Raw genomic sequence first — 15,407 nt, 5'->3', positions numbered from 1 at the left:
CAGGTAAAATAAATAAGTTCTGATCAGGGATCCACGCCAGATTGGAAGCGTAATAATGCCTGCATAAAGGCTTAGTAGCGTAATCTGGATTCTACCGAAGGTGAAATGAGAAAAAAAATCAAGAATTTGTAGTAACCGGAAATAAGTAAAATCCGGAAAAGAATTTTGCTATATTTCGGCGCAATACACACTATCAATGCATGGAAAAATTTACGACCGGAAGGTTTATTGATCCGTTTACGGATTGGGGGTTCAAGAGGTTATTTGGTTCGGAGCCGCATAAGGAGCTATTGATCGACTTTCTGAACCAGCTGTTTTTGGGTGAAAGAGAGATCATAGATCTGGTCTATAACAAAAACGAACATCCCGGCGAGCTGGCCGAACACAGAAAAGCGGTATTTGATTTACTCTGTACCGGTTCCAACGGTGAGCAGTTCATCATCGAAGTCCAGCGGGTTTATCAGGAGTACTTCAAAGACCGCTGTTTGTATTACACTTCGTCACTGATCAGGGAACAAGCACTGGTCGGTTCTACCAAATGGACGTACCAGTTGAAACCGGTCTATCTGATCGGTCTGATGGATTTCTGCTTTGACGATTCCCACCGCGACAAGTTTCTGCACCGCATTCAGCTTACTACCAGGGATAGCGGCGAAGTGTTTTACGATAAGCTTGGCTTTATATTCATTGAAATGCCAAAGTTCAGCAAGACCGAGTCAGAACTTACCTCGGAACTCGATTACTGGTTCTATTTGTTGAAGAATTTAAGTAAATTGAATAAAATTCCGTTGTTTTTAAGGAAACCTGTTTTTAGTAAATTATTTAACATTGCGGAAGTGAGCAATTTAACCAAAGACGAAAAAATGGCGTACGATCAGAGTTTAAAGGCACAGTGGGATTATCTCAACTCGATGGACTACGTTGAGAAGAAGGGGTTTGAACGGGGTGTGGAAAAGGAAAAACTGAACAATGCCCGGGCGATGAAAATAAAAGGCATCGATAATCGCATAATTTCTGAAGTGACGGGACTTTCAGCCGAGCAGGTAGAAGCACTATGAAATCATTCGGAGCAATTTAGCAAAAAAAGAAAAAATGGCCTACAATCATAATTTAAAGGCTGAATGGGATTATCTCAACTCGATGGACTATATTGAGAAGAGGGGCGTCGAAATTGCCATCAGAGAAGGAGTTGAAGAAGCTTTTATAGAAGGATTTAAAAAAGGCTTTGTAGAAGGTTTTAAAAAAGGTAAGCAGCAAGAAAAACTGAAAAATGCCCGAGCGATGAAGGATAATAGTACTGACTTTCAGTTGATTAGTGAGATAACCGGACTCTCATTAAAAGAGATCGAGGCGCTATGAAATTGGATGGCATTCAATTGAACCTTTCAAGCCGCAAAATGTAATCTACATCGTCTGTGAATTTTAACCCTTTTTCCAGCTTCGCGGTTTTGGGATCATAAATCCATACATAGCTCCCGTCGGAATCTGAATTGACAGTGATGTAAACCAGTCCGTTTTCAGTCAGTACACATTGCCTGGAAGTGCCTTTGTCCAGCGGAAGATCCAGTCGGGTGGTTGATTTGGCAGCTAGATCCAATACATAAAAATCAAAATGAGGTACTTTCCAATGGTCTTGCATACCGGTAAAAAGTCCTTTTCTTTCTGTCCGTAAGATCGCCTTGCCATTCCCGATATACCAGAAACCATAACCGTGATTCTGAATCGGTGACCCGGAAATATTGAAAAAGTAGTCCGGGTCCAATGTTTCCTGTGATGCTCGTATTCGGTAGATACCGGTAGGCTTGCCGGGGTTATTACCAGCCGCTATACCAGGGCAGGCAACAAAATAAAAATCACCTTTTTCGTCGGTAAAAAAATAGGATTGCCGGGTATTGGCCCCACCCGGATAAGCTGATCGGATGTCTTTCAGCCTGGCAACAGATTTCATGTCCGGGTAGCTTAAAACTTCCACATACACCGTGTCGCTAGTCGTATAGCCTTTCTCGTTACTGTAATCGTGATAAGTGTAGCCAACCAGGATTTTGTCATTCATAAACTTGGAAAAGCCAACAGAAACCCAGTTAAACGCTCCGGATGGGGCTGGTATTTCCATCACACCCTGCGTGGCTTTCATTCCTTTTATCTGGATTTTGGCATACCTGATTTTCTGCGTTTTTTCATCGTAGCTTATAATCATCAGCGTATCGCTTCCCAGCCAGGTATAGTTCTCGATCCCGGAGAATCCCGGCAGTTTCAGCGCAGATTCTTCTGTAAAGGCATCATTTTTAATATGGTACTTGATAAACCGGTGTGTTTTATGGTCGATCCGATAGTAATGATCGTTGTGTGCCATCAGTTCATAAAACAAATGATCCGGAACAACTTTGACACCGGATTTCTCAGGATTAAGAATACCGCCACGCAACGAATCCACCCCGGCAAGATATTCTTTGCCATCTTTCATCATTGCATAAATGCTGTACTTCTTTCCGGAAATTACGGTCTGATCTGATTTTTGAAAATGGCAGCTTGCCAGCTGACCGATAACAAATAAGAGTAGAAGCGTCTTAAAAATATGCTTGAAATTGTCAGTCATTGACCCGTGCAGATTTTCAGATATTGAATTGGACCATCAGCTGTCTCTGTACCAGCGGAGGAAGGCCCATCAGCGAACCTTCTTCAAGAATAATTACCTCATCGGCTTTGCCGGAGCTGCTATAATTCAAAGCTATATAGTTCAGACCTTTCTTTAAAGTCACCTTTTCATTTTTCTGGTCCGGGCTGGCACAGGTTCCTTTAATGGTAAATTCGATGTCCTGTTTGGTGTTGATCATCATGGCCCCGCAAAAATCAATGCTGCCCGTGTGATTGTTTATTTCCACGTTGCTTTTTGGGCCAAGGGAAATCGTATAGGTGTTTTCATCCAGATCTTTATTGATGGTCTCGGACGAATTTTTAATGACAATGATATCGGTTTTGCCCGCAGGGTATTTCAGTAAAAAGAAAGCGGCACCGATTGCGCTCAGCAACAAAACCGCCGCTGCCTGACGCCAGAAAGGACTGAAAAAGAGTATTGCCCGGTGCTGTTTCTTTTCCGGAAAAACCGTCGCTATTTCCTCCCACATTTCATCCTGGATCTTGAATTTATCCGCACCGGCAGGCAGCACAAGCTCCTCGTCCGTCTCATCGTTGAACAGCCAGTCTTCTACTTCCTTTATTTCCTGCGGCGTACAATCTCCGTTATGGTATTTTTCGATAAGTTCTTTACTGATCCGCATGAAAGAGCTTTCTTGAAATGATGGTTGCATGTGTCACTTTAAACAAAAGTAGCATAAATAAGCTTTTCCCGAAGGTGCGGATGGAAAACTATGCGAGGTATTCTGTGAGGTTCGACCTGAGTGTAGTGAGTGCCCTGGAAATGTGGTACTCGACAGCCCTTTCGGAAATAAGCAGGGAAGATGCAATTTCTTTGTTGGTGAGACCTTGTTCGCGGCTCATTTTAAAAACATTGCGGCACTGGCAGGGAAGTGTGTCCACCAGGCAGTCCACCTTGTCTTTGAGGTTGCTGTACATGACATCATTTTCGGTGCAATTGGCCGAATTGCAATAGTAAGATACGGCGGTAGCAGTATGTTCCTGCCGTGTTTTAACATTACGAAGATATTCGAAAACCTTGAACTTGGCCGAGCGGAGCAGATATCGCTCTATAGAAGTCGTAATTTCCAGCTCATCTTTTCTTTCCCAGAGCGACTTGAAAATTTCCTGTACCATTCCTTTGGCAATCTCAGTTTGTTTCAGATTGTTGTAACAAACCGCGAATACTTTCTCCCAATGCAGCAGATAGATCTGTCTGAAAGAGTTTTCATCTATGCGGAAAGGGGTCGAACCGGTAACGTCTTCAGTCATACATCGAGCCGTTGTCAAATAACGCAACGCACAAATATAGCATCTTGTTTAAAATAAGTCCAAATAAGATGTTGAAATCAATGGAACTAATGTTTATGCAACAATGTTGCAAAAATTATTCAATGCACCTTAGTAAGTTTCCGAATCTGTTTATGTTTACAAGATCGATTTTTTCAGTACCGCTCGCGCTTTTTTTTAGTTTTTTGCACATAGCCTGCTGCATTCTGCCATTGCTCTCACTGGCTGCCGGCTCTGCGGCCAATCTGATTTTCCTTACCCGCTACAAATCCGTCTTCACGTCGATCCAGCTCTTGATGTTTGGATTCATTTTGACAAAACTTATCGGCGGGTACGTGAAAAAGTGGCCTTTTCATGGAAAATTGGAAAAAGTATCCTATCAGATCAGCCTGGTGATCGTCGCGGCGGGATTACTGATCGGCTACTTCGAACCGTTCAAAACCGAGGAGCAGCAGATCGCCCGGCAGCAATTTCAGCTTTTCAAAACGCACAGGAAAATGGAGTTTACGCTGACCGGGACATACGACGCGCAACAGTTGCGGAAAGATATGGAGGCGATAGGAGGGGTGAAACCGCACAAAATTGAGATCCGGCAGCAATCTGTCGCTTTAGTGTTTCGCAGCGATCAGGTGAGCGGATCAGAAATACTGCGTACCCTCAGGGAAAAAGGATACGCAGTGGCGCTGGCAGACTAGCGGAAAATGGGTAACTATGACTTGCTTTTGGCAATAGATTCGATCAATCCCCGCATATAACCGATCGCAAACAGCGCACCGATGTTGCTGTAACCCGGATGCTCATTGGAATCTCCCGACATGGTAGGAACGTGATCTGGACGCATCGGGCCTTTGAAGCCGATCTCGTGATACGTCTTCATGGCCTGGTACATATCGGTTTTACCGTCGTCGTGAAATGTTTCTTCAAAATGATTGCGGTCGCCGCGGACATCCCGGAAATGTACAAAGTGGATTTTTTCGCGTTTGCCAAAATATTTGATCACCGACGGAATGTCCTCGCCCATCGTAGCGAAAGTACCCTGGCATAAAGTGATGCCGTTGCTTGCACTCGGCACGATCTCGATCAGGCGTTTGAAGGCATCGGCGGAAGTCATGATACGTGAAATGCCACGGATCGAGTCTACCGGAGGATCGTCGGGGTGAAGCGCGAGTTTTATACCGGCTTTTTCGGCTTCGGGCACAGCTGCTTTCAGGAAATATTCGAGGTTTTTCCACATGGTTTCCTTGGAAAACGCTCCGTATTGCGTGATACTTTTATCTTTAATATCCTCATAATCAAATGCACTTACCAGCGCGCCGCCCCGGCTCGGACGGTCCATCGTCGTGCGCGCCCAGCTGATCACGGGCATCCAGTTGTAGCAAATCGTGTCGATTCCGGCTTTTGCGAGATTTTTCATCAGCTTGATAAAATTTTCGATCTCTTCATCCCTCCCTTCCAGCGCCAGCTTCGTTTTTTCCGAAAGTGCAGGAGGGCCTTCTATGACTTTCAGTGTCAACCCTTCTTTTTCCCAGGCGTTTTTTACTGCCAGTATTGCCTCGTATTCCCAGGGTTTCACGTCATTTAATCCAGCCATTTTCGGGTTGATCCCGCCGACGGCGCCCAACACCCGCATCTGTTTCGACAGCTCGATCCTCCTCGGGTCCATGCCGAAAAAGTGGGCCAGACAAAACTGTATGCCGCCGTCCTGCACATAGTCGGCGGCAGCCGTTCCGGCAACAGCCGGGATGTTTTTACTCGCAATGGACAAGGCGGCCAGCGAAGCACTTTTCTTGATAAAACTACGTCTTGTATTTCTCATGATCAGTTATTTGTCCCACCACACACGGGTCATAAAAGTATCCGGGCCCTGTCGGTCGATGGCTGTTTTAAAATTAGGATTAATGCCTTCCTCGCTCAAAGGATAGCGCAACCGGCGGGGGATCTGGCCGTTGGTATCATTGCCAAGATAGTTAACAGGCACCAAAACCGGAAATCCAGTCCGCCTCCAGTTTGCCCAGCCCTCGATATGGTTGAAAGTCGAAGCTGCGATCAGGTATATTTCCGTATGGATAGCATTCATTTTGGCATCCATTGTGCCTGCGGCGGGGTAGGGATTAAGGGTCGCGTAAGCAGTGATCTGCGCCGCAGGAATGCTGCCGCCCATAGAGGTCATTTGTGCCAGGGCAGCCGACTGGCCCGCTTCAAAACTCGCCTGGGCCGAACCTGTGGCCCAACCGCGTTCAATGGCTTCTGCTTTCAGCAGTTGGGTTTCGGCATAAGTCATATAAATCCAGGGCAGCGCGATATTCATCGTATTGGTGGCCGGACGGGAGTAATTGTCAAGGTTTTTTTCGTCCAGACTGTTCAATCCTACTGCATCCGTTGCATTGGGAAGACCCTTTTGTTTTTCTACGCTGGTATCGCCATTTTTCAGCATCGCAATGACCGGTAGCCTTGGGTCTTTCCGCGCTTTCATCATATCGATCAGCGTTTTGGCCCACTGCACACCTGCGTTGCTGATATTGGTGATGTTGGAGCCGCTCGGCCCAAGTATCCAGGAGTTTGGGTTCGAATTGATCTCCGCGCCGGTATTGCTGTATTTGATCGCAATCGTTTCTTCGTTACTATTGATCAAACCACCGTCAATTGCCTTTTTTGCCCATGATTGTGCATTCGCCGGATCTGCTTTCTGCATACGCATTGCCAGGCGCAACATGAGCGTATTGGCTGCCCGTTTCCATTTGTCAAGATCACCGGCGTACATGTAATCAGCCGCTTTGGGTATGTACTTAGTAGCATCAAATGCCTTTCCCGCCTGGTCCAGCTCGTTGAGCATGTCCATGTAAATATCCTTTTGCGCGTCATATTTCGGAGCGAAATTGTTATCGATAAAGCCTTTTCCCGCCTCCGAATAGGGAATGTCGCCGTACATATCCGTAGTACGGGAAAACTCCATCACTTTCAGGATCCTGGCCATGGAAAGAACGTTCACATTTTTGGGATCTTTCTGGGCTACATCGATCAGGTTTACAATGCTTTTGACTGCATTTGTATAGGAATTGTCGAAAAATGCCGAGTTGATCTCGCCCAGGAAAGTATAAAAGCTACCCTTGTAAAAAGTTGCATCGATGGACGACATCTGCTGGATCAGGCAGGCAGCATAGCCAAAGTTTGCACGCCAGGTTTTGGAAGCCGGGCCGCTGGCCGAGCCGGTAAGAAACAGCTGGGATTCGCCCAGGAGGTAATCGATCGGTACGGTTGTAGGCGTATTGGGGTTTACATTGATAGTTTCAAAATCTTTTGTACAAGCCCCAACAGAAAGAAGCAGTGTTGCCGAGAAAATTATTTTTTTGAACATTGGTTTCAACAATTTAAGATTGGGAACGGATACTTTTAAAACTTAAGGTTGAGGTTCACACCGTACGACCGGGTAGGAGGTGTGCCCGCAAACTCTACACCCTGTGCGTTTCCATTGTTGTAAGTGGCCTCAGGATCGATAATGGGCACTTTTTTCATGAGCACCAGCAGGTTTCTTCCCACCAGCGAAAACGACGCGCCTTTGAAAGGAAGCTTGTTCAGGTATTTTCCCGGAATTGAATATTGCAGGATGATCTGGCGCAGTTTGATAAAGTCCGATTTGTGAACGAAAGGCGTTGCGATAGCCGAGTACCAGTTGCTGTAGTAAACCTGGGCTGGTGCCTTGGCAGTATTTGTTTCCCCGCTTTCGGTTACCCCTTCGCCCGTTACACCGCCTTCGCGGCCAGCCAATGTTTCCTTACTCAGCCCGAAACGGTACGCCAGCGCATTGGTTCCTGAATAGATATACCCGCCGAATTTTCCGTCCACCAGCACACTTAAAGTAATGCCCTTGTAGGAAAATGAGTTGTTAAGCCCCAATGTATAGGGAGGTACACCCGAGCCGAAATTCCTGATATCGCCCGCCATGGCAAGTCCCTGGGAGTTGTAAACGATGTTTCCTTCTGCGTCACGTTTGAAATCATACCCTTTGATCTGGCTGTAAGGCAGGCCCACATCCTGGTGGATGAATGCCGATCCCGGCCTCGACTGGTCAACGCGCAATGTCTGAAGGTTTCCGTACAGGCTGAGTACTTCGCTCCGGTTGTAACCCATATTGAAAGAAGCATCCCACTCGAAATCCTTTGCTTTCAGGATCGTGCCGCCGATCAGCAACTCAATACCCCGGTTCCGGATCGCACCTACATTGAAAAGCGCACTGGTATATCCGGCTGTTTCTGAAATGGTTGCACTGACAATATCGTTGGTTGTTTTTCTGTCGTAAACGGCCACGTCGAGATTCAGACGGTTCTGGAAAAATTTGGCCTCGATACCCAATTCCGATACAGTCGATGTCAGCGGTTGCAGGTTTGCATTTGGTACTCTTGTTCCATTGATCTGCGCCAGGGCCGAGCCGAGGTGCGCTCCGTTCAGCGCATAGTATAACGAAAGGTTGTAAGGGTCTGTGTCACCACCTGCCTGTGCCCAGGATCCTCTGAATTTCAGATAATTGATCACCTGAGGCATTTTGACCGCCTCGGAGGCTACAAAGCTTACACCCACGGATGGATAAAAAATGCTGTTTTTTCCTTTCGCCAAAGTAGAGAACCAGTCGTTGCGGGCGGTGGCGGTCACAAACAGGTAGGTGTCATAAGAAAACTCCGCTGAGCCATAAACCGAATTAATCCTTTTCTCAATGTATGCTTCGGTCACCGTTCTTGCGGCAGGGTCGATGTTGGATACGTCGTAGAAAAACGGAATGTTGAAGCTGTTGTTAGCGGTCACTTCATTGAGCCTGGTCACCTGTTTCATCTGGTTACCTCCGAAAAGCCCGTTGAAGGTAAATTTTTCACCTAATTTCCTGTTTATGCCTACCAGTATTTCTTTGTTTGTTTCGGTAAAATCACGGATCGAAGAAGTATAGCTTCCGCGCAGCACATAGCCGGTTCCGTAAGGTTCTATGCCTTTGTAGCGGTAGTTGAAATTGTCAAAACCGATCCTCCCTTTCAGATACAGCCAGTCGGTAATGGTGTATTTGGGCTCAAAAGAAGTGATGATCCTTTTCTTGATATCATCCTGCTGAAACTGCTCGGTTGCGAAATAGGGATTTTGGGTATACTGGTTGTCCGACCATACCTTCTCATTTCCGTTCGCGTCAAACTGGCTTTCTTTCAAAACATCAACATCAAGTGACGTCGGCAGCACATACATCGCGAAATTGGCATTGCCCGGCGAATCGTTGACACGCGGGCGGTTGTGGTTTCTCTCAATAATGTATTTCGCGTTGGCCACAAAAGACAGGTTTTTGCCCAGATTTCCATTTGTGTTCAGCGCAAAGTTGTTTCTTCTCAAAGTATTGTGCGGCAGTACTCCCTTGTTGTTCAGGTCGTTCATAGACAGCCTGTAAGTTACTTTTTCAGTAGCACCGGTGAGGGCGATGGAGTTGGTGAAAGTAGTACCGACATTGTAAAATTTCCTCAGATTGTTATCTGCTTTCACATAAGGCCGGAGTTGCCCGTCGTACGACATCGCATCAGATCCGTCGAGCCTGCCGCCCCAGCTGTTTCTTGTGGCTGTTTGGGCAACGGTCGTAGGTTTTACACCATTGCTCCCCAATCCGTATTCATATTGGTAATCTTTATAAGACGGAAAAAGAAGGTCTTCCGCCAGAAAATTGCTGTTTACTTCCACCCCGATCCCCCTGTCGGCTTTTCCGCCTTTGGTTGTCACAAGAATAGCACCGTTGGAAGCACGCGAACCGTACAATGCAGCTGCCGTGGCGCCTTTCAATACACTTATGCTTTCAATTTCATCCGGGTTAAGGCTGGAAATTCCATCGCCCCGGTCTGCACCCGTCCAGGCCCCCTCGCGATTGGCGCCGATACTGACCGCCCCGAGGTTATCATTGTTGATCGGGATACCGTCTACGATGATCAGCGGCTGGTTATTGCCTGAGATAGAACCATTCCCTCTTATCACTATACGCGTGGAACCGCTGGGCCCGGTGGCAGTTCCGGATATGTTCAGACCAGCCACTTTACCGACCAGACTGTTTGCGATATTGGTCGAGCGCGCCTGCGTCAGTTCCTCACCTTTTACCTCTGAAATAGCATATCCAAGCGATTTTTTCTCTTTTTTGATACCCAAAGCAGTGACCACCACTTCATTGAGCGTTTCGGTTTCCACCGCCATTTTGATATTCACTACCGAACGTTGTCCGACAGTAACTTCCTGTCTTTGGAAACCAATTGAGCTGAACACCAGCACAGCATCCGCCGAAGGCACAACAAGCTCATATTCCCCTTTGGCATCGGTATTGGTACCATTTGCGGTGCCTTTGATCAAAACATTCACACCAGGAAGCACACTTCCGGTGTTGTCTGTCACAGTCCCTTTGATAGTTATGTCAGCAGCCGCTGTGCTGATCCTGTTTTCCGGGAAATTCTGTCTGGCTGCCGGTTCAGTATCAGCCTGGGAGGCTTGAACAGTCGCTATGTCCAGCTTTGGAGGCAGGATCACGAAAGCGTTTTTCCTGACTTTCCGGAGCATGAGGTGGGTAGATTTAAGCAAAAGCTCCATGTTTTTTTCGATGGAAAGGCTTTTGTCAAAAACATACCGGTCGACTTTGATATCCTGCATGAGGCTTTCTTCGAAAAGAATATCGGCGTTGTAGTATTGTTTGATCTGTAACAAAACATCCACCAGTCTGGCGGGCTGAGATTCCGGCTCTTTGCGGTAGGGCTGGATGTTCTGGTTGGTAAAAGCGAGCACTTGCGCCATCGATTGCGGAAGCGGGCCGATACTCAGGGATATTAAGTAAAAAGAGAACAGTATTAGTCTTGATTTCATAATTCGATCCGGGTTAAAAATTAAAAGCAGTGTAGGTATTCGGGCAGGTTAATTGCTGATCATGAGGATGGTTTTGCCGGAACGGTCGAGCTTGAAGCCGAACATTTCTGACAGCAGCGTCAAAAGCTCTTCACCGCTTTCGGGCTGGAAAGTGCCGCTCACCGCGCGGTTGGCAAATGTGGAATCCGGGATGGCGATCTGCATTCCGTAATGTTCACGGATCTGGCGGGTAACTTCTTTCAGCGGGGTTTTATCAAAAACAAAACGGTGCTCAGTCCAGGCAGTAAGCGTTTTTGTATCCGTTTTTGTTTTTAAATTGGGTTTTCCGGTTTTCTGAAGCGTCATCAAATCTCCCGGCTTCATCATGATCTGGTTGGTTTTGCTACCCTGGGTGTAACGTACCTGGACTTTTCCTTTTTTTAATAAAACCTTCGCTTCCTGCGAACGGGTATAAACCGAGAACTCGGTGCCGAGCACCATCACCTCAAATTTTCGCGCCGTTTTTACCAGAAATTTTTTATTATCTATCGTATGCTTCACCACAAAAAAGGCTTCTCCGTCCAGGGTCACCTCCCGCGTTTTATTACCGAAACCAAACCTTGGTACTGTCATCGAAGTGTTGGCATTGAGGATCACCCTGGTGCCATCATCCAGTATAACAGTGCTGGTCTTACCGTATGGCGTGCGGAAGGTTTTGAAATAGATTTTTTCACGGCCCGCCCAGGTCAGAAAGCAAAGCAGAAAACAGGCGGCGATGAGCCATTTTTTACGGAAAACGAACCGTTCTCCGGTCTGGATGGTAACCGGGCTAACCTCCGTCTCCGTGCATACTTCCTTTTTTACAGGCGGATTTTCTTTCATAAAATCAATGAAAGCGTCGAAGCGCGCGTCGGCATGCTGTACCAGGTACTGAGGCGACTGGGTCTGCCATTCGGCTAGCCACTCAAAGTACAGCTCCTGGTTTTCTTCGGAAGCGAGCCAGTCCCTGATCAGGCGCTTTTGCATGGGACTTGCGGTGCCGGCGAAATAATTGAGGATCAGTGATTTATTTACGGATGGCGTATTCATGGAATTGTTGGATGTCTGACAATGTATTATTTAAATATGCTGACGAACAGGACCAGCCAGGTCCAGTTGTCTTTCAGCCCCTCGCGGAGGGCGGTGAGGGCTTTGCTGATGTGGCCCTCAATGGTGCGGCCCGACAGGTTCAGCTCAATGGCGATTTCCTGTATTTTTTTGTTTTCAAACCGGTTGAGCAAAAACACTTTCTGGCACTGAGGTGGGAGTTTATCAACGATCTCATTGATTTTCTGGCTCAGTTCTTCGAAATACATCAGTGTTTCGGGCCGGTCGGCCGAGGCGGGGTCATACTGTGGAAGCAGTTCGAAAGAGTCCGTATTCCTGAGCTCGTTTGCCAGGAAATTGTAGCTCCTGTTCTGGACCGATTTAAACAGATAGGCCCGGTAGGAAGTTTTAACGGAGAGATACGACTGGTTTTTCCAGAATGTGTAGAAAATGTCCGAGACCAGGTCTTCCGCAATGTCTTTGGAATAGACAAACCGCACCGCGTAGGAGCACATCGCGTGATGATACTGCCTGAAAAGCAGTTCGCAACCCTTTTCGGCACTGGTTTCAAACGTTTTGCGGATGAATAGCTCGTTATTTAATTCTTTGCCTGATTTGGCTTTCTTTTGAGATTCCCGGTCGTCCGTCATTTTTTCAATTTCAGATTCCCGGGAATCCTGCGCCTCACTCCATTCTGAATTCAACCCTGGGTACATTGTTATGTTTTAATAAATATTCGAATATTTTCATTACCCTTTTTTATTAAGACAAGAAAAACTCCCGGGGCACGTGGTCAATTGATATATTTTTTTAAAAAATTGTATAATTCGCCCTTCTCGAGTGCTATAGATCACCTTCCCGAAGTTGCCGGGCGGCATTGAAATCAAATGTTTTCCGATGTACTTCCGTGTGGCCGAAGGACATACCCTAGCCAGGTAGCGAGCGGTTTACCCGCTCGGTTTTATTAAACGACAGGTCCGTTTCAACAGCCCCTGTTTCCGTAAAAGATAGTATTAGTAATCAATATAAAAGTATGAGATCAATTGGTTATGGACAATGTACTTTTGTGAAGTGGCTACAATGTGATAGAAAATTTTGTTTTTGATTGCATAGTCAGTCATTTTAAATTTTACCTGTGAACAGCGTATTGAAAATTTATGACCGAAAAGTTGAATCTGCATGAAACCCAGGTTGGCGTAGTTGGATTGGGTTTAATGGGTAGCAGTATCGTAGCTGCCCTGCTAGTTGCCGGTCACCAGGTAAAAGCGGTTGCGCCCCTGCCCGCCGATGCGGCAGACGCGATTTTCAGGATCAATAACCAGCTTCAGAAATGCAGGGAAGCGGGGTTGATCAGTTACCCGCATGAATATTATGCCGGCAGGCTGACCCTATCTGAGGATTATCGGACACTGCAGAATTGCACAGTTGTGATCGAATGTGTTATTGAAAATATTGATATCAAAGCCTCTGTATATCGCCAGATCACGGCGGTGGTGAAGCCGGAAACGATCATCGCAACCAATACCTCCGCAATCCCGATCAGCGTACTTCAGAAACTGGTCGAACATCCGGAGCGGTTTCTGGGAATTCACTGGGCGGAGCCCGCTACTATGACGCGTTTTCTGGAAGTTACCTGCGGGAATCTCACGGCTGAAAAACATGCCGAAAGCATATTGCGCCTCGCCCATCAGTGGAACAAAGAACCTACATTCCTGAAAAAAGATATCCGGGGTTTTATCACCAATCGCCTCATGTATGCCGTGTACCGCGAGATTTTTCATCTCCTGGATAACGGTACTGCCCAAAAAGAGGATGTTGACAAGGCATTCCGGTACGATGCCGGTTCCTGGATGACTCTGATGGGGATTTTCCGGCGGATGGACTACATGGGCCTCAAAGATTTTGCCCCTATTATGGAAAACCTTTTCCCGCAGCTCAGCAATTCAACTGAAGTACCTGAGGTGATGCAGGAAATGGTGCGGAATTCGGCCCGGGGGGTGTATAACGGAATAGGTTTGTACCCTTACGCCGAGGGGGAAGCCAAACAGTGGGAAGATGCTTTTGCCGATTTTAACCGGAATATACATCACCTGGCAGCAGCATATTCGGCGGATAAAGTGAAAGAGCAGGTTGCGTATGGTCCGGCGGGTACAGATAGAAAGACTGCAAAACCCAGGATCCAGAAGGAAAAAAAGTAAACACAGGTAAATGAAAACTACCTCGACAGTCAATTTAAAATGAAAACGTACAAAGAATCTGCCATTTTACTGGAAAGGGCCAAAAAGGTTTTGGCAAGCGGGGTTTCTTCCGAGTTTAGAAAATACAATCATCCTCACGCGCTGTTTTACACCCACGGGACGGGAAGCAGAATATATGATGTGGACGGCAATGAGTACCTGGACTTTACGCTCAGCCAGGGGCCGCTGATCCTGGGGCATTCTCATCCCGATGTTTTAAAGGCGGTCAGGGAGTACTCCGAGAAAGGCCAGCTTTTTGCCGGACAGCATATCCAGGAGATCGAACTTGCCGAGAAGATCAACGAACTCATTCCGTCTGCCGAGCTGATGCGGTTTTGTCTGGACGGATCAGAAGCGGTGCAAACAGCCTTTCGGGTGGCGAGGGCTAAGACAGGCCGCAAAAAATTTCTCCGCTTTGAAGGCCATTACCACGGCTGGATGGACAATGTTTGCTGGGGGATCTCCACACCGTCGGCAGATGCGCTCGGCAGCCGCGAAAATCCCAATGTTTTCCCTTGGACAAAAGGACTGCCGGAAGGGGTTGAAAATGAGTTTATCATACTTCCCTGGAATGATCTGGAACTGGTAAGGAAAACAGTTTCGGAAAGATTCGAGGAAATAGCTGCCATTATTACGGAGCCTGTCATGTGCAATAATGGTTGTATCGAACCGAGAGCGGGATTTTTGCAAGGTCTGCGTGAGATATGCACCGAATTTGGCATTGCGCTGATTTTCGATGAGGTTATCACCGGGTTTCGGTTGTCTCTTGGCGGCGCCCAGCAACACTTTGGTATTACACCCGACCTGTCGATTTTCGCAAAAGCGATTGCGAGCGGGTATGCGATCAGTGCCATTGTAGGTAAAAACGAATGGATGCATCTGATCGAGGATGCAACGGTGATCCATGCCGGTACGATGAACGCCAACAACCCGACAGTGGCAGCCGCACTCGCAACGATTTCGGTACTGGAAAAAGAAAAGCCGCACGAAAGAATGTTTGCATTGGGTAAAAAACTGATGGAAGGTTTGAAAAAAGCAGCTTCGGAAACCGGGCATTCCCTGCGGGTAGAAGGCCCGGGGCCTATGTTTGCGATCAGTTTTTCGGATCAGGGAAAAACTTATGAATACAGAGACACGCTGTCGGCGGACAAAGGAAAACTCGGGAAGTTCATCGCAGGTATGCACGATGAAGGCGTGCGGGTGATTGGCCGGGGATTGTGGTATATCAGTGCTGCACATACCGAAGATGACATTGACCAGGCCATTGTTACCTCCCGAAAAGTGCTCGAAAATATAAAATAACAGCTTTCACTCACCCCA

At 47.0% G+C, this 15,407-nt stretch carries 13 protein-coding genes; 5 read left to right on the top strand and 8 right to left on the bottom strand.

Annotated elements, in window-relative coordinates:
* Nucleotides 1-200: 200 nt before the first annotated feature.
* Nucleotides 201-1,058 (top strand): Rpn family recombination-promoting nuclease/putative transposase, encoded by an 858-nt coding sequence (locus FBF61_RS07930; RefSeq protein WP_138476665.1) that lies wholly within the window; start codon nucleotides 201-203, stop codon nucleotides 1,056-1,058.
* 34 nt (nucleotides 1,059-1,092) lie between these two features.
* Entirely contained in the window at nucleotides 1,093-1,359 is a 267-nt protein-coding gene (locus FBF61_RS07925; RefSeq protein WP_138476664.1) for a hypothetical protein, read from the top strand.
* 13 nt (nucleotides 1,360-1,372) lie between these two features.
* On the opposite strand, the gene FBF61_RS07920 is transcribed toward FBF61_RS07925, so the two are convergent.
* The 3 genes from FBF61_RS07920 to FBF61_RS07910 are packed head-to-tail and all read right to left on the bottom strand — an operon-like array spanning nucleotide 1,373 to nucleotide 3,906.
* Complete coding sequence (locus FBF61_RS07920) at nucleotides 1,373-2,596, bottom strand: DUF4374 domain-containing protein (protein WP_138476663.1); 1,224 nt, start codon at nucleotides 2,594-2,596, stop codon at nucleotides 1,373-1,375.
* Between the two features lie 16 nt (nucleotides 2,597-2,612).
* A complete protein-coding gene (locus FBF61_RS07915; RefSeq protein ID WP_138476662.1) occupies nucleotides 2,613-3,308 on the bottom strand; it encodes a hypothetical protein in 696 nt (231 codons plus the stop codon).
* Nucleotides 3,309-3,366: 58 nt separating this feature from the next.
* Nucleotides 3,367-3,906: an RNA polymerase sigma-70 factor gene (locus tag FBF61_RS07910; RefSeq protein ID WP_138476661.1), complete on the bottom strand. Its 540-nt coding sequence runs from the start codon at nucleotides 3,904-3,906 to the stop codon at nucleotides 3,367-3,369.
* A gap of 122 nt (nucleotides 3,907-4,028) precedes the next feature.
* Here FBF61_RS07910 and FBF61_RS07905 point away from each other — a divergent pair, with 122 nt between their 5' ends.
* On the top strand, nucleotides 4,029-4,619 hold the full coding sequence (locus FBF61_RS07905; protein WP_138476660.1) for a hypothetical protein: 591 nt from the start codon (nucleotides 4,029-4,031) through the stop codon (nucleotides 4,617-4,619).
* A 14-nt stretch (nucleotides 4,620-4,633) separates the two neighbouring features.
* Here FBF61_RS07905 and FBF61_RS07900 read toward each other — a convergent pair whose 3' ends face one another.
* The 5 genes from FBF61_RS07900 to FBF61_RS07880 are packed head-to-tail and all read right to left on the bottom strand — an operon-like array spanning nucleotide 4,634 to nucleotide 12,566.
* On the bottom strand, nucleotides 4,634-5,740 hold the full coding sequence (locus FBF61_RS07900; protein ID WP_138476659.1) for a mannonate dehydratase: 1,107 nt from the start codon (nucleotides 5,738-5,740) through the stop codon (nucleotides 4,634-4,636).
* 6 nt (nucleotides 5,741-5,746) lie between these two features.
* On the bottom strand, nucleotides 5,747-7,279 hold the full coding sequence (locus FBF61_RS07895; RefSeq protein ID WP_138476658.1) for a SusD/RagB family nutrient-binding outer membrane lipoprotein: 1,533 nt from the start codon (nucleotides 7,277-7,279) through the stop codon (nucleotides 5,747-5,749).
* Nucleotides 7,280-7,314: 35 nt separating this feature from the next.
* The gene (locus FBF61_RS07890) at nucleotides 7,315-10,785 is read right to left on the bottom strand and encodes a SusC/RagA family TonB-linked outer membrane protein (RefSeq protein WP_229214956.1); all 3,471 of its coding nucleotides are present in this window, start codon (nucleotides 10,783-10,785) and stop codon (nucleotides 7,315-7,317) included.
* A 48-nt stretch (nucleotides 10,786-10,833) separates the two neighbouring features.
* Nucleotides 10,834-11,853: a FecR family protein gene (locus tag FBF61_RS07885; protein ID WP_138476657.1), complete on the bottom strand. Its 1,020-nt coding sequence runs from the start codon at nucleotides 11,851-11,853 to the stop codon at nucleotides 10,834-10,836.
* Between the two features lie 26 nt (nucleotides 11,854-11,879).
* Nucleotides 11,880-12,566 (bottom strand): RNA polymerase sigma-70 factor, encoded by a 687-nt coding sequence (locus tag FBF61_RS07880; RefSeq protein ID WP_138476656.1) that lies wholly within the window; start codon nucleotides 12,564-12,566, stop codon nucleotides 11,880-11,882.
* A 441-nt stretch (nucleotides 12,567-13,007) separates the two neighbouring features.
* Between FBF61_RS07880 and FBF61_RS07875 the strand changes: the two genes are divergently transcribed.
* Both FBF61_RS07875 and FBF61_RS07870 read left to right on the top strand, forming a co-directional pair.
* Nucleotides 13,008-14,048 carry a 3-hydroxyacyl-CoA dehydrogenase family protein gene (locus FBF61_RS07875; protein WP_138476655.1) on the top strand — a complete coding sequence of 347 codons (1,041 nt, stop codon included), beginning with the start codon at nucleotides 13,008-13,010 and terminating at the stop codon, nucleotides 14,046-14,048.
* 39 nt (nucleotides 14,049-14,087) lie between these two features.
* Nucleotides 14,088-15,389 (top strand): aspartate aminotransferase family protein, encoded by a 1,302-nt coding sequence (locus FBF61_RS07870; protein ID WP_138476654.1) that lies wholly within the window; start codon nucleotides 14,088-14,090, stop codon nucleotides 15,387-15,389.
* Nucleotides 15,390-15,407 lie beyond the last annotated feature (18 nt).

This window comes from Dyadobacter bucti, assembly GCF_005869225.1.
In the GTDB taxonomy this organism is placed as follows: domain Bacteria; phylum Bacteroidota; class Bacteroidia; order Cytophagales; family Spirosomataceae; genus Dyadobacter; species Dyadobacter bucti.
The sequence above is the reverse complement of the archived record's forward strand: the minus strand, read 5'-3'. Positions and strand labels throughout refer to the sequence as shown.

Excerpts from the sequence above, each read along its gene's own strand:
- FBF61_RS07930 (WP_138476665.1), top strand. The coding sequence starts at position 201 with ATGGAAAAATTTACGACCGGAAGGTTTATTGATCCGTTTACGGATTGG.
- FBF61_RS07925 (WP_138476664.1), top strand. The coding sequence starts at position 1,093 with ATGGCCTACAATCATAATTTAAAGGCTGAATGGGATTATCTCAACTCG.
- FBF61_RS07920 (WP_138476663.1), bottom strand. The coding sequence starts at position 2,596 with ATGACTGACAATTTCAAGCATATTTTTAAGACGCTTCTACTCTTATTT.
- FBF61_RS07915 (WP_138476662.1), bottom strand. The coding sequence starts at position 3,308 with ATGCAACCATCATTTCAAGAAAGCTCTTTCATGCGGATCAGTAAAGAA.
- FBF61_RS07910 (WP_138476661.1), bottom strand. The coding sequence starts at position 3,906 with ATGACTGAAGACGTTACCGGTTCGACCCCTTTCCGCATAGATGAAAAC.
- FBF61_RS07905 (WP_138476660.1), top strand. The coding sequence starts at position 4,029 with ATGCACCTTAGTAAGTTTCCGAATCTGTTTATGTTTACAAGATCGATT.
- FBF61_RS07900 (WP_138476659.1), bottom strand. The coding sequence starts at position 5,740 with ATGAGAAATACAAGACGTAGTTTTATCAAGAAAAGTGCTTCGCTGGCC.
- FBF61_RS07895 (WP_138476658.1), bottom strand. The coding sequence starts at position 7,279 with ATGTTCAAAAAAATAATTTTCTCGGCAACACTGCTTCTTTCTGTTGGG.
- FBF61_RS07890 (WP_229214956.1), bottom strand. The coding sequence starts at position 10,785 with ATGAAATCAAGACTAATACTGTTCTCTTTTTACTTAATATCCCTGAGT.
- FBF61_RS07885 (WP_138476657.1), bottom strand. The coding sequence starts at position 11,853 with ATGAATACGCCATCCGTAAATAAATCACTGATCCTCAATTATTTCGCC.
- FBF61_RS07880 (WP_138476656.1), bottom strand. The coding sequence starts at position 12,566 with ATGTACCCAGGGTTGAATTCAGAATGGAGTGAGGCGCAGGATTCCCGG.
- FBF61_RS07875 (WP_138476655.1), top strand. The coding sequence starts at position 13,008 with ATGACCGAAAAGTTGAATCTGCATGAAACCCAGGTTGGCGTAGTTGGA.
- FBF61_RS07870 (WP_138476654.1), top strand. The coding sequence starts at position 14,088 with ATGAAAACGTACAAAGAATCTGCCATTTTACTGGAAAGGGCCAAAAAG.